The sequence below is a fragment of the Aggregicoccus sp. 17bor-14 genome (assembly GCF_009659535.1).
Classification (GTDB): Bacteria; Myxococcota; Myxococcia; order Myxococcales; family Myxococcaceae; genus Aggregicoccus.
Genome location: NZ_VJZZ01000017.1, coordinates 17,732 through 30,758, shown reverse-complemented (window position 1 = coordinate 30,758; position 13,027 = coordinate 17,732). Strand labels below are relative to the sequence as shown.

13 protein-coding genes are annotated in these 13,027 nt (G+C 73.4%); 6 read left to right on the top strand and 7 right to left on the bottom strand.

All coding sequences use genetic code 11. The features are described 5' to 3' along the window. Positions 1-94: 94 nt before the first annotated feature. Both lspA (FGE12_RS25555) and lspA (FGE12_RS25550) read right to left on the bottom strand, forming a co-directional pair. Entirely contained in the window at positions 95-715 is a 621-nt protein-coding gene (gene lspA, locus FGE12_RS25555) for a signal peptidase II (RefSeq protein ID WP_194798275.1), read from the bottom strand. Between the two features lie 33 nt (positions 716-748). Next, positions 749-1,405, bottom strand: a complete 657-nt coding sequence (gene lspA, locus FGE12_RS25550; RefSeq protein ID WP_153869227.1) for a signal peptidase II — start codon at positions 1,403-1,405, stop codon at positions 749-751. 125 nt (positions 1,406-1,530) lie between these two features. On the opposite strand from lspA (FGE12_RS25550), the gene FGE12_RS25545 reads away from it, so the two are divergent. The 3 genes from FGE12_RS25545 (at position 1,531) to FGE12_RS25535 (ending at position 3,763) form a co-directional block, all read left to right on the top strand. Beyond that, entirely contained in the window at positions 1,531-1,881 is a 351-nt protein-coding gene (locus tag FGE12_RS25545; protein ID WP_153869226.1) for a hypothetical protein, read from the top strand. Positions 1,882-2,111: 230 nt separating this feature from the next. Continuing rightward, entirely contained in the window at positions 2,112-3,020 is a 909-nt protein-coding gene (locus FGE12_RS25540) for a GGDEF domain-containing protein (protein ID WP_153869225.1), read from the top strand. Further along, complete coding sequence (locus FGE12_RS25535; protein ID WP_194798274.1) at positions 3,017-3,763, top strand: Mut7-C RNAse domain-containing protein; 747 nt, start codon at positions 3,017-3,019, stop codon at positions 3,761-3,763. Before FGE12_RS25540 ends, FGE12_RS25535 begins: the two co-directional genes overlap by 4 nt. Positions 3,764-3,776: 13 nt before the next feature. On the opposite strand, the gene FGE12_RS25530 is transcribed toward FGE12_RS25535, so the two are convergent. Then, on the bottom strand, positions 3,777-4,058 hold the full coding sequence (locus FGE12_RS25530; RefSeq protein WP_153869224.1) for a hypothetical protein: 282 nt from the start codon (positions 4,056-4,058) through the stop codon (positions 3,777-3,779). 359 nt (positions 4,059-4,417) lie between these two features. On the opposite strand from FGE12_RS25530, the gene FGE12_RS25525 reads away from it, so the two are divergent. After that, positions 4,418-5,710, top strand: a complete 1,293-nt coding sequence (locus tag FGE12_RS25525) for an SGNH/GDSL hydrolase family protein (RefSeq protein ID WP_194798273.1) — start codon at positions 4,418-4,420, stop codon at positions 5,708-5,710. A 665-nt stretch (positions 5,711-6,375) separates the two neighbouring features. Here FGE12_RS25525 and FGE12_RS25520 read toward each other — a convergent pair. From FGE12_RS25520 to FGE12_RS25505, 4 genes are all read right to left on the bottom strand, one after another. Then, positions 6,376-7,263: an alpha/beta hydrolase gene (locus FGE12_RS25520; protein ID WP_153869222.1), complete on the bottom strand. Its 888-nt coding sequence runs from the start codon at positions 7,261-7,263 to the stop codon at positions 6,376-6,378. A gap of 33 nt (positions 7,264-7,296) precedes the next feature. Then, positions 7,297-8,085, bottom strand: coding sequence for a serine protease (locus FGE12_RS25515; RefSeq protein WP_153869221.1), 789 nt, complete (start codon positions 8,083-8,085; stop codon positions 7,297-7,299). Positions 8,086-8,094: 9 nt separating this feature from the next. After that, on the bottom strand, positions 8,095-8,865 hold the full coding sequence (locus FGE12_RS25510; RefSeq protein ID WP_153869220.1) for a zinc-dependent metalloprotease: 771 nt from the start codon (positions 8,863-8,865) through the stop codon (positions 8,095-8,097). 333 nt (positions 8,866-9,198) lie between these two features. Next, the gene (locus tag FGE12_RS25505; protein ID WP_153869219.1) at positions 9,199-9,852 is read right to left on the bottom strand and encodes a hypothetical protein; all 654 of its coding nucleotides are present in this window, start codon (positions 9,850-9,852) and stop codon (positions 9,199-9,201) included. 210 nt (positions 9,853-10,062) lie between these two features. On the opposite strand from FGE12_RS25505, the gene FGE12_RS25500 reads away from it, so the two are divergent. Further along, positions 10,063-11,715: an alpha-amylase family protein gene (locus FGE12_RS25500; protein WP_194798272.1), complete on the top strand. Its 1,653-nt coding sequence runs from the start codon at positions 10,063-10,065 to the stop codon at positions 11,713-11,715. 177 nt (positions 11,716-11,892) lie between these two features. Continuing rightward, positions 11,893-12,969 (top strand): ribosome small subunit-dependent GTPase A, encoded by a 1,077-nt coding sequence (gene rsgA, locus FGE12_RS25495; RefSeq protein ID WP_194798271.1) that lies wholly within the window; start codon positions 11,893-11,895, stop codon positions 12,967-12,969. Positions 12,970-13,027 lie beyond the last annotated feature (58 nt).

Here is a 13,027-nt window from a genome sequence, read left to right as displayed (position 1 = left end):
GCAGTGTCCCCGAGGGCGCCGGTGGGATCAACCGGGAGCGTCGCGGGAGGGGCGGGCGCCCCGCGGCGCCCGCCTGCCCGTGGTCCGGACGGACTCAGCGCGCAGAGGGCGCGCGGGTAGGACTCGCGGCGCGGCCCTCCTTGCGCACGAAGGCGTCCACCAGCAGCAGCCCCACGCCCACGACGATGGCCGAGTCGGCCACGTTGAAGGAGGGCCACGCAATCTGGTCGTGCCAGTGCGCCTCGAGGAAGTCGATGACGAAGCCGCGGGCGAGTCGGTCGATGTAGTTGCCCAGCGCCCCACCGAGCACCAGCGGCAGGCCCCACAGCGCCCAGCGCTCCGCCTGCGGCGAGCGCCCCAGCTTGCTGAAGTACAGCGCGATGAGGAGCACCGCGCCCACGCTCACCAGGTGGAAGAGGGGCCCGCGGATGTGCGGCGGCAGCTTGCCGAACATGCCCCAGGCCGCGCCCGGGTTCTCCGCGTAGCGCAGGCGGAAGTACTCCGGGATGACCTCGATGTGCCGGCGGGGGCGGAAGTGCAGCGTGTCGTAGCCCGGCGGGGGCGCGTCGCCGTAGAGCCGGCCGAGGCGCTCGCCCACGCTCGCCGTGCCCTCGAAGCGGGTGGTGAGCTCGGCGACGATCTCGTACTTCGTCCACTGGTCGAGCAGGATGACCGAGAGGCTGACGGCGAGCAGGAGCAGGTATTTGCGCGGCACGGCCCGGGGCTTACACCAGGGGCCGCCCCGGCGTCATTCGACGAGTGTGCCGTCGGTGAGCGGGGCAACGGGGTCAGCGCCGCCCGCGCCCTCCGCCGCCGGCCGGCGCACGCGCAGCGAGTCCGCCAGCAGCAGCCCCACGCCCACGCAGATGGCCGCGTCCGCCACGTTGAAGGTGGGCCAGCGCATCCCGGGCTGGTTGCGCCAGTGCCAGTCGATGAAGTCGATGACGTAGCCGCGCAGCAGCCGGTCCACGAAGTTGCCCAGCGCGCCGCCCGCCACCAGCGCGAGCGCCGCGCGCACCCAGCGCTGCCCTGCGCCCAGCCGCGCGTACATCCAGAAGATGAAGCCCAGGGCCGCGAGCGAGACCCCGTGGAAGAAGGGCCGGCGCACCGAGTCGGGCAGCGTGCCGAGCATCCCCCACGCCGCGCCCGGGTTCTCCACGTAGCGGAAGTGCCAGTAGTCCGGCAGCACCAGGTAGGGGCGCGTGGCGCGGCTGAAGGCGCCGGGCTCGGGCGGGTAGTTGTCCAGGTTGCGCTCGGAGACGAAGCCCTCGAGGCGCGCCGCCACGCCCTCGCGCCCGTCCAGCGCGGTGGTGAGGCGGCTCACCGCGAGGTACTTCGTCACCTGGTCGGCGGCGAGCGTGGCGAGGACGAGCGAGAGCAGGAGGCCGAGGGCAGGGGTCTTCATCGCAGGGCCCCGGTCCTTAGCCTGCGCGGGGCTGCCCCTTCAACCGCCCTCCCCTCGCCCGGCCGCCTGCACGCTGCACACACGGCCCGCGCGCCCCCGCGCCACATCGGGCACAGTGCGGGCCCATGCCGCAGCCCGACGACGTGAGCACCGACCTGAACACCGCTCCCACCTCCTCCCCGCCCGCCACCGGCCGCCCCCCGCTGAAGGAGCGCTTCAAGCTGATGCTCGAGGAGTACGGGCCGCTGCTGCTCGGCGTGTACCTGGGCCTCGCCGCGCTCGTCTTCGTCGGCGCCGCGCTCGCCCTGCGCTTCGGCCTGCACGTGGAGGGCACCGCGGGCACCGCCGGCACGCTCGCGGGCGCCTGGGTCATCCTCAAGCTCACCCAGCTGGTGCGCATCCCCGTAGCGCTCGCCCTCACCCCGCTGCTCGCCCGGCTCCTGCGCCGCAAGCCCCGCAGCGCGCGCGCCCCGTAGCGCGCCTCCCCGGCGCTCCATTGGACCCGGGTGCAGCAGGGACCTGCACCCACCGTGCGCCAGTGGTCGGAGCACGCCCTCCCCCCTCGCAGCCGCTTCAACAGGCCTGGTACTCTTCACCTCAGCTTCACGGGGGGAGTACCAGCCTTGAACCATCCGATGCCGTCCTCGCGCGGGGGCCCGTGGGCCTGCGTGCCGCCGTCTCTCGAGCGCCACACCGGGAGCCACCGATGACGCTGCTCTGGCGCACGGCGCCCGCGTCCGTCTGTCCCGACCTCCCCGACCCGGAGGCGCGCCACCGCGTGGCGGTGGGCCGCGCGCTCGCGTGGGGTCTGTTCCTGGGGGTGGTGGCAATCGACTGGGCCGTGGCCTCGCCGCTCTCGCTCAGCCTGCTGTACGGGCTGCCGCTCGCGCTCGCCGCGTTCCGGCTCGAGCGCCTGGAGGTCTCGCTGCTGGTGGTGCTCACCACGCTGGCGCGCGTGGCGCTGGGGCCGGTCAGCGGCTGGAGCGTGGCGGAGCACGGCCTGCGCCTGCCCGTGGAGGTGGAGCCGCTCGCCAACGTGGTGAGCTCGCTGCTCGCCTACAGCGCCATCGCGGCGCTGGTGTTCCGCATGCGCCAGCAGGAGCAGCGGCTCGCGGCGCTCGGCGCCGAGGTGCTGCAGGATCCGCTCACCGGGCTGGGCAACCGCCGCGCGCTGCTGCGCTGCCTGGAGCGGCACGCCGGGCGGCAGGTGGCGGTGCTCGCGCTGGACCTGGATCACTTCAAGCGCGTGAACGACGCGTTCGGCCACCCGGGCGGCGACCGCGCGCTGCAGGAGGTGGCGGGGCGGCTGCTCGCGTCCGTGCGCGGAGGCGACTGCGTGGCGCGCAGCGGCGGCGAGGAATTCCTGGTGGTGCTCGCCGGCGAGAGCGAGGCGGGGGCGCGCCGCGTGGCCGAGCGCATCGTGGAGCGGATGCGCGAGGCGCCCTTCTGCGTGGGCAGCGGCGGCGAGCGGGTGGCGCTCACCCTCAGCATCGGCCTCGCGGCGGGCGCGGCCGACCTCGCGCTGGTGGAGGCCGCCGACCGCGCGCTCTACCGCGCGAAGGCCGCGGGGCGCGACCGCATCGAGCGCGCCGCTGCGGCCGAGGCGGCTGCGTGAAGCAGGTGGAGGTGCGGCTCTACGGCGCGCTCAACGACTTCGTGTCGCCCGCGCGCCGCGGCGCCCCCTTCCTCCACCGCTTCACGGGCAGCCCCTCGGTGAAGGACCTGCTCGAGTCGCTCGGGGTGCCGCACCCCGAGCTGGACCTGCTGCTGCTGGACGGCCAGCCGGTGGGCTTCGCCGCGCGCGTGGAGGACGGGGGCCGGCTCGCCGCCTACCCCGCCTTCGAGAGCCTGGAAGTGCCCGACGCCGAGCGCGTGGGGACGCCGCTGCCGGAGTGCCCGCGCTTCGTGCTCGACGTGGGCCTGGGCAGGCTCGCGGGGCTCTTGCGCATGCTGGGGCTGGATGCGCTGTGGCGCAACGACGCGCCGGACGACGCGCTCGCGCGCACCTCCGCCGCCGAGGGGCGCATCCTGCTCACGCGCGACCTGGGCCTGCTCAAGCGCAGCGAGGTGGTGCTCGGCTACTTCCCGCGCGCCACCGACCCCTCGCACCAGCTGGTGGAGGTGGCGCGCCGCTACCGGCTCGCGCGCCGCATGCAGCCCTTCACCCGCTGCCTCGCGTGCAACACGCCGCTCACCCCCGCCACGCCCCTGGAGGTCCAGGGCCGCGTGCCCCCGCGCGTGGCCGCGAGCTACCCGCGCTTCAACGCCTGCGCCGGCTGCGGCCGCGTGTACTGGGAGGGCAGCCACCACGCGCGCATGCAGCAGGTGGTGCAGCGGCTGCGCGAGCTCGCGCCGTAGCGCGCGCGACAGCTCAGAAACGTCCCGCGAGCCCCACCCCAGCCTCTCCCGGCGCGAGCCGCAGCTGCGGAGAAAGTGTGCGGCGGTCCGCGGGCTCGCCGGACCCGGCCGAGGGGAACGCGGCGAGCACGCCCAGGAGCGCGCCGAGGCTGGCACCGGTGAGCGCGGCGAGCCGGACGTGGCTCCCCGGCTTCGCCTCGTCGCACCAGAGCATGCAGCGAGACAGGTCCACGACCTTGCCCGTCACTGCGCCGAGCGCCCCTCCGACGGCAACGCCCACGAAAACCAGCCCCACCCGCTCCGGATGTACCGCATCGCGCTCCGAGGGGCTCTCCGCGGCCGTCCTCTCCCGCGGCGTTTCAACGGCGGGCTCGGCGGTCTGAGCCAGGGAGACGCGCGCAGCGAGGAGCGTGAAGAGCAGGAGCGTTCGGAGGCCGCGATGAGGACCCATGCGTCCAGGCATTGCAGCCCCTGCGCCAAGCGGGCCGTCTCATGGGAGGAATGAACGGCGAGCCTCGGGAGCGTGAAGGCGTCTGCACAACCCGCGACTCTTGACGTGCAGGTCCCTGCGCAGCACCCGTCCCTTGGACCGCGATGCGAGGGCGCGCGTTCCTGCCACTGCACTGCGCGAGGCTCGCGCATGATGCGCGGCCCATGAGCCAGGACCTCGTCCAATTCCACCCCCGGCGCAGCACCTCGCTGCGGCTGCTCGTGGTGCTCGCAGTCGCGTGGGCGAGCACCTCGGAGGCACGGGCCGCGGGCACGGTGTGGATCGGCACCTGGGCGGCGACGCCGCAGCCTCCGCCCGCGGGCAGCGTGGAGCGCTACGAGGACCAGACCCTGCGCCTCGTCGTGCGGGTGAGCGCGGGCGGAGCACAGCTGCGGCTTCGCTTCTCCAACGCGTACGGCACCGTGCCGCTGCACCTGGGCGCCGTGCACGTGGCCCGGCGCAGCCGCGGCGCCGACATCGACTCCGCCACGGACCGTCGCGTCACCTTCTCCGGACGCGAAGGCGTCACCGTGCCCGCGGGCGCCACCGCGGTGAGCGACCCGGTGCCGCTGTCCGTGCCCGCGCTCTCGGAGCTGGCCGTGAGCCTCTACCTTCCCGAAGCCACCGAGGCGCGGACCTCGCACCTGCTCGCGCTGCGGACCAGCTACGCCGCCGCGGGTAACGCGGTGGCCTCGGCGCAGCTGCCGGCCGCGCAGCCCCTGGACTCCTGGCCCTTCTTGGGTGGCGTGGACGTCGAGGCCCCACGCGGCGCGGCCGCGCTGGTGGCCTTCGGCGACTCGCAGGTGGATGGCGATGGCTCCACTGCGGACACGGACCGGCGCTGGCCCGACGTGCTCGCCGAGCGCCTGCAGCGACGGCGTCCCCCAGGCGCACCGCGCGGTGTACTCAACGCGGGGCTCATCGGCAACCGCCTGCTGCGCGACGGGCCATCCGCTCAGAGCCACCCCGTGGGGCCCGCCCTGGGCCCTGCCGCGCTCGCACGCTTCGAGCGCGACGTGCTCCTGCAGCCCGGCGTGCGCTACGCCATCGTGCGCCTGGGCATCAACGACATCGGCCTGCCCGGCTGCATCGCGCCGGAGTCCGAGCGCGTGAGCGCGGAGGCCCTCATCGCCGGCTTCCGCGAGCTGGTGACGCGCGCGCACCGCCGCGGCATCCGGCTGGTGGGCACCACGCTCAGCCCCTTCGAGGGCGCGGTGGGCCCGAAGCCCGGCTACTTCAGCCCGGAGAAAGAGCGCGTGCGGGTGCAGGTCAACGCGTGGCTGCGCGGAGGGCACACCGGCTTCGACGCGGTGGTGGACTTCGACGCGCTGCTGCGAGACCCCGAGCACCCCGCGCGCCTGCTGCCCAGGTACGACAGCGGAGACCACCTGCACCCGAACGATGCGGGCTACGCGGTGCTGGGCGAGGCCTTCCCGCTCGCGCTGTTCGGCACCTGAGGTGGTCGTGCGGCAGCGCGCCACCCCCGCGCCCTGCCCAGGCTCATGGGGAACCGGGAGGGACGGGAGCAAGCTGCAGTGCCCCGCACGGCGCCACGCGCTGCCGGCACGCCACGCCTCCCAGTACGCCCGAGCGGGGTAAACCAAGGGCGAACCAATCGCTGCGCCCGGCGCCGTGGTCCAGGCCTGCGAGGCCGCGCTGGACGAAGTGTTCCGTCCAGCCCCCGAGCGCCCGCGGCGGAAGGCTGGGCGGAAGCTTCATTCCACGCCGGGTGGACCCCGCTCGAGGGGCCTGGAATGAAGCCTCACTCGCCGCCTGGTGCCCTTGGCGGAGCCCTGGATGGAAGCTTCATTCCGGGCCAGGCGGGAGCGGAGGGGAGGCCTAAGCCCTGTAGATTGTTCCGGAAATCCCCCGACATCCCAGAACAGCTGCGCGCGACGTCGCGTCCGGGAGGGGGCCTCCCGCGTCGTCCGGAGAGCATGCCCCGGAGCGGCCTTCGTCCGCGTCACCCCGGAGCGCCGCGCAGGCAGACGCCCGCCCGCGCTCGGCCGCGCCGACAGTCACCCGTCCCGTTCCGTATCCTTCAAGAGCTTGCGACGTGCGGAGGTGCGGCGTCGGCATCGCGCGGCGCCATGCAGCCCCTGCGGCGCGCGAGGGGCCCTGCTCAGTGCGAGGGCGTTGCGGCTCCGCCCGCAGGCGCAGCGGGGCCCTTGGCCGGGGCGCCCGCGCGCTTCGGCTCGGGCGGGAACCACTCGCGCAGCACGCGCGGCGAGGCCTCGCGGTAGATGTTGTCGTGGCGCAGCTGCGGCAGCGGCTCGTACTTCCAGCGCAGGCCCTTTGCCCCGCGCGCACGCAGCGCCTCGGCGAGCCGGGTCGCCTGCGGCGCCATGGTGTCGTCACCCGTGGTGGCGAAGTAGAGCGCGCCCTTCAGCGAGCGGTGCCCCGCGAGCTTCTGCGGCGCGCTGCGCACCAGCGCATCGTCGTTCCACCACAAGCTGGGGCTGAGCGAGATCCAGGTGTCGAAGAGGCCCGGCTCCTGGAGGAAGGTCTCGAGCACGAAGAGCCCGGCGAGCGACTCGCCGATGATGCCGCGCGCCTCCGTGGTGCGGTAGCGGCGGCGCACCTCGGGGATGAGCTCGTCGCGCACGAAGGCGCGGAACGCGGCGGAGCCTCCCACGTGCGGGGCGATCTTCCGATCCTCGGCCACCTGGGTGGGGCCGGTCATGTCGCGGCGGCGCTCGGTGTTCTCGATGCCCACCACGATCATCGGCCGCAGCTCGCCGGCGCGGATGGCCGCGTCCACGTCCCGGGCCACGTGCGGGAAGTCCTCCTGCAGCCCGCCGTCCGGCATGTAGAGCACGGGGAAGCGCGCGCCCTTCGCCGCGTCGTAGCCGGGCGGGGTGTAGACGTTGAGGCGCCGCACCTCGTGCAGACGCTTGGACGTCAGGGTGAAGGTCTGGTGCGGCGGCACGACCTCCGGCGCCGCTTCGGCGGCGTGGGCGGCGGGCACGAGGCCCAGGAGGACGAGGAGACAGAGGCCGAGGACGCGCATGCGGGGAGAGCTCCTTGCCCCCACTCTACGCGCTCAGCGCTCCGCGATGTCGGAGTCCTGCAGGTAGGGCGAGGCCGCGACGACGGTCTTCGCGCTCCAGCCGCGGTTCGTCCCGTGGCCCTGCTCGTCGCAGTCGCCGTCCGTGTGCACGCCCAGCACGTAGCCGTGGCGGTTGAGGATGGCGGCGCCCGAGCTGCCCACGAGCGTGTCCAGGTCCGAGTAGTAGACGAGGTCGTCGCACGCGTCCTCGTACCAGCCCTCGGCGACGACCTTGGGGTGGCCGCGCGGGTGCTGGATGATCGCCAGCCGCTCGGTGGGCAGCGAGGTCAGCTGCAGCGGCGTGACGTGGGGCAGCTGGTCGAGCTGGATGAGGGCGTAGTCGGGGTCCATCGACTGCTCGATGACCGTGCCCTCGGTCATGAGCGGATCACCGTCCGGCGCGTCCTCGAAGTTGAACACCGCGAGCACCCGGTCCCCCAGCGCGGTGCAGTGGCCCGCCGTGAGCACCACCGGCCCGGCCGCCGCCTGGACGAGGGTCCCGGTGCAGCGCCCGTCCAGCAGCGCCACCGCATCCTCGCGGTCCATGATGTCCGAGAGGTCGCCCTGGTAGCTGTTGACGGGGGTGAAGTCGAGGGTGGGGCCGCACTGCGTCTGCGCGTGCACCTCGCCCAGCGCCTGCTGGCGCTTCGGATGGCCACACACCAGCGCATCCGGCGCTTGCGCAGGCGCCGCCTTCCCACAGCCGAGGAGGCCCAGGAGGACGGCGCCCGCGAGGAGCGAGCCCCACTCAGTCAGTGCTGCACTTGCGGGGCGTCGCGCCATGTCGCGAGATTAGTACAGGTAGTTGAGCGCCGTCTTGTCGGTGCTGGTCCACTCACCGGTCTCGGTGGAGCGGAAGCAGCTGTTCATCACCGAGCCGCCCACGGTGGCCGTGCTCGGCGTGCCGGGGATGAGGATGGCGCCCACGGTGGACGCGCCCTCGTTGCTCGCCGAGCCGCCGCAGCTGATGGCGCGGTTGTAGTAGTCCGAGTGACGGAAGCCGATGGTGTGGCCGATCTCGTGCGTGATGACGTGCTCGTTCACGTCCACGCTGTAGCTCTGCAGGCCGGTGCCGATGTTGATGGTGCCGTAGGGCTTGCCGCCGGAGGGGAAGCCCGAGGAGCCACCGGCGCCCGAGGTGGTCTGCGCGGTCATGGTGAAGGTGCAGCCGGTCGTCGGGCCGCGCGCGTAGAAGATGCGCAGGCCGAGCGCGTTGTAGTTCGCGATCGCCAGGTCGAGGCCCTGGCTGAGGCGGCTGTAGCTGTTGAAGGTGGAGGTGGGGTTGATGCAGATCTTGGTCACGCTGGTGCCCACCAGGTTGGTGGTGCGGTACTGCTCCTGGACGTTGCGGTCCGTCTGGAGCATCTCGCGCGTGGACTCGAGAGTGGCCTCGGCGTCGCCGCCGACCATGACCTTGCCGTCAGCGACCAGGATGTCGCTCTCGGGGAAGCCGGCCTCGACGAGGTTGGAGATGATCTGCTGCTGCTCGGCCTCCTCGCTACCGCCACAGCCCGCCAGCAGAGCGCCACAGCTCATCACGATCAATGCGGTCTTCTTGAGCATTTGCCTCGTCCTTGTTCGGGGGGTGCGCGCCGCCTGACGCCGTGTCAGCCGCGGACAGCGCGCCTCGCCACCGAGCAACTGCCGGGCCACCGGGGCCCGCAGAGGGAGGGGCGCCGGGCGAGGTGGAGCACGCGCGCTCCACCTCGGGCCCGGGCATCGTCAAGATTCAGGACGCTTGAAGTCCAAAGCACCGCCTTCCCGGTGGTTTGGGCGGCGGCGCACGGGCGCTCCAAATCCAGACACCCCTGTCGCCGATTCAGTCAGCTGGACGGTGGCTGTCATCGCACGCAGGTGCGAGGGCCGCGCGCCTCTGAGCAGCAGTGAACACCCGGCTCAGCGCCGGCGCGTGCCGCGGGCGGCGGCGACGCGCGCGACCTCCTCGGCGCTCACGCCCCGGCCGCGGCGCCAGGCGAGCTCCTGAGCGTACGCGTCCATGATGTCGCGCGCGGCGGTGTCCGGCGCATACGGCCTGCGCAGCGCGGGCGCGAGGCTCTCGCGCGCCGCCTGCACCAGCTCGTGCGCGGAGGCCCCCGGGCGATTCACCCTCGGGTGGCCGGGGCGCGGGTTCAGCCCGGTGGGTGCGCGGTTGACGCAGGTGGTGGTGGAGCCGTCCTCGGCGCGCACCACCACGTCGCACCAGCTGCCCGCGCGCGGGTGCACGTAGACCACGCCCAGGAAGCCCTCGGCCGGATGGGTGAGGAGGCGCAGCGCCACGCCCGGCATCTCGTGCGCGGTGTGGGCGCCCGCATCGACGAAGCCCTCGGCCCGCAGCTCCTGCGTCCAGCGCACGGCCTTCGCATCGGCGGCCAGCGCCGCCTCTCCGCCGGGCTCCAGGGTGAGGGTGGCCGGGGTGCGGTCCAGCCCCGCCTTCCCCACCGCCCTGCCCAGCGCGCGCGCCGCGACGCGGAGCAGCAGCCGCCTGCCGAAGCGCAGCAGGAGGAGGAGCCCGGCGAGGACGAGGAGCGACAGGGCGAGCGAGGTGGACATGGTCACCAGACCTTTCCACAGGACGCGGGCGCAGGAAAAAAAGGGGCCGGGTGCTCCGGCGCCCGCGTGCGCCGGGGCGCGAGTGTGGGGCGAGCAACGCCCCGGTGCTCCTCCCGTGCGGCTCCCGGGGTGCGCGCCTTGCCGCGGCCTGCGCGCAGGCTTAGCCCTGCCGCCTGCGCTCCCGCAGGCCGCGCCCCGGAGTGGACGAACGTGATCGACGACCTTTGGTACAAGAACGCCACCGTCTACTGCCTCGACGTGAAGACGTTCATGGACTCGAACGGCGACGGGGTGGGCGACTTCGAGGGGCTCACGCGGCGGCTGCCCTACCTGGCGGGCCTCGGCGTCAACGCCGTCTGGCTGCTGCCCTTCAACCCCTCCCCGCAGCGCGACAACGGCTACGACATCACCGACTACTACGGCGTGGACCCGCGCCTGGGCACGCTGGGCGACTTCGTGGACTTCTCGCACGAGGCGAAGAAGCACGGCATCCGCGTGATGATGGACCTGGTGGTCAACCACACCAGCGACCGCCACCCCTGGTTCCGCTCCGCCGTGAGCGACCCGAAGTCGCCCTACCGCGACTGGTACGTGTGGGCGGACAAGAAGCCGCGCGGGGCGAACAAGGGGATGGTGTTCCCCGGGGTGCAGAAGTCCACCTGGAGCTACCAGCCCAAGGCGAAGGCTTACTACTTCCACCGCTTCTACGATTTCCAGCCGGACCTCAACACGTCCAACCCGCAGGTGCGCGAGGAGATCCAGCGCATCGTGGGCTTCTGGCTGGAGCTGGGCGTCTCCGGCTTCCGCGTGGACGCGGTCCCCTTCGTCATCCAGAAGGAGGACGCGCGCGGCCCCAGCACCGAGAACTTCGAGATGCTGCGCTCCCTGCGCGAGTTCCTGCAGTGGCGCTCCGGGGACGCCATCCTGCTCGCCGAGGCCAACGTGCTGCCCAAGAACGACCTGGACTACTTCGGCGAGCGCGGCGACCGGATGCACATGATGTTCAACTTCCTGGTGAACCAGAACCTCTTCGCCTCGCTGGCCACGGCGGACGCGCGGCCGCTCGCGCGCGCGCTCGAGCGCACCCGGCACGACCTGCAGACGGCGCAGTGGGCCCACTTCCTGCGCAACAACGACGAGCTGGACCTGGGCCGCCTCACCGACGAGCAGCGCCAGCGCGTGTACGACGAGTTCGGCCCCGAGCCGCGCATGCAGCTGTACGACCGCGGCCTGCGCCGCCGGCTCGCGCCGATGTTCGAGGGGGACCGGCGCCGCCTCGAGCTCGCCTACAGCCTGATGTTCACCCTGCCCGGCACGCCGGTGCTGCGCTACGGGGACGAGCTCGGCATGGGCGAGGACCTCTCGCTCAAGGAGCGCGCCTCGGCGCGCACGCCCATGCAGTGGTCCACCGAGCCGCAGGCGGGCTTCTCCACGGCGAAGAAGACGATCCTGCCCGTCATCTCGGACGGGCCCTTCGGCTACCCGCGCGTGAACGCGGCGGAGCAGAAGCGCGACCCCAGCTCGCTGCTCAACTGGATGGAGCGCATCATCCGCGCGCGCAAGGAGTGCCCCGAGGTGGGCTGGGGCACCTGGCGCATCCTCAAGACGAGCAGCCCCAAGGTGCTCGCCATGCGCTACGACTGGCGCAACAACGGCGTGCTCTTCCTGCACAACCTGGACCCCAAGGCGCGCGCGGTGAGCTTCGGCGCGGGGGGCGCGGATGGCGGCACGCTCGCCAACCTGCTCTCCGGCGAGCACAGCCAGGCGGACGGCCGCGGCCAGCACCGCGTGGAGCTGGAGGGCTACGGATATCGCTGGTACCGCGTGGGCGGCCTGGACTACATCCTCAAGCGCGCGCGCTGAAGGCCCGCGCGGCCTGCCCCGGAGGTGCCCATGGATGCCCACAGCCTGCTGCGTTCCATCGAGGCCTCCTCTCCGGGCACTGCCGCCGGCCGCTGACGCTCCACCCCTGCGGACGAAGAAGGGCGCTGCACCGGATGGCCTCGGGTCCTGAACCGCCCTCCGCAGGAGCAGTGCGCCTTGCTCTCCCTCTTCGACCTGGGCTTCGGCCCTGACGTCCAGCAGTCCCTCGACTCCCTCTGCGACTCCTCCCTCGTCCCCGCGCGCATCGCCCAGGAGTACGGCGCGCGCTACCTCACCCTCGGCGCCTCGGGCGAGGCCGAGGCCGTGCTCGCCGGAAGGCTCGCCTTCACCTCGCCCGAGCGCCCCGCCGTGGGCGACTGGGTGGCGGTGGAGCCCGGTGCCCCCGCGCGCATCGTCCACCTGCTGCCCCGGCGCACCCAGCTCGTGCGCCAGTCGGCCGGCCGGCGCACCCACGCCCAGGTGCTCGCGGCCAACGTGGACACGGTGTTCGTCGTCACTGCCGCGGGCCAGGACTTCAGCCCCCGCCGCGTCGAGCGCTACCTCGTGGCGGTGCAGGCCGGTGGCGCGCAGGCCGTGGTGGTGCTCAGCAAGGCGGACCTCTGCCCGGACCTGGACGCGCGCGTCGCCGAGCTCGAGGCGGTGGCCCCGAACGTCCCCGTGCTCGCGGTGAGCGCGCTCGAGGGCCGCGGGCTCGAGGGCCTGCGCACCCGGCTCCGTGCGGGCCTCACGGTGGCCGTGGTGGGCTCCTCGGGCGTGGGCAAGTCCACGCTCATCAACCGCCTTCTGGGCGAGGAGCGGCTGCCCACCGGCGGGGTGCGCGCGGCGGACGACACCGGCCGCCACACCACCACCCGCCGCGAGCTGGTGCCCGTGAGCCTGGAGGACGGCTCGCGCGCCACGCTGGTGGACACGCCGGGCCTGCGCGAGCTGCAGCTGTGGAGCGAGGAGAGCGCGCTGGGCAGCGTGTTCTCCGACATCGAGGCGCTCGCGGCCCGCTGCCGCTTCGGCGACTGCACGCACGCCCACGAGCCGGGCTGCGCGGTGCAGGAAGCGGTGGCGAGCGGCGCGCTCGACGAGGGGCGCCTCGCGAGCCTGCACAAGCTCGCCCGCGAGCAGCGGCACCAGGCGGCGCGCCAGGACGGGCTCGCGCGCCAGGAGCAGCACCGGCGCGAGAAGCAGTTCGGCCGCTGGGGGCGGGAGATGAACCGCCTGCTGCCCAAGCGCCGGCGCTGACTCCGTAAAGGCCGGTGGGTGGCCCGCACGACGCGCGGGCCACCCACCTGCTGCGCTT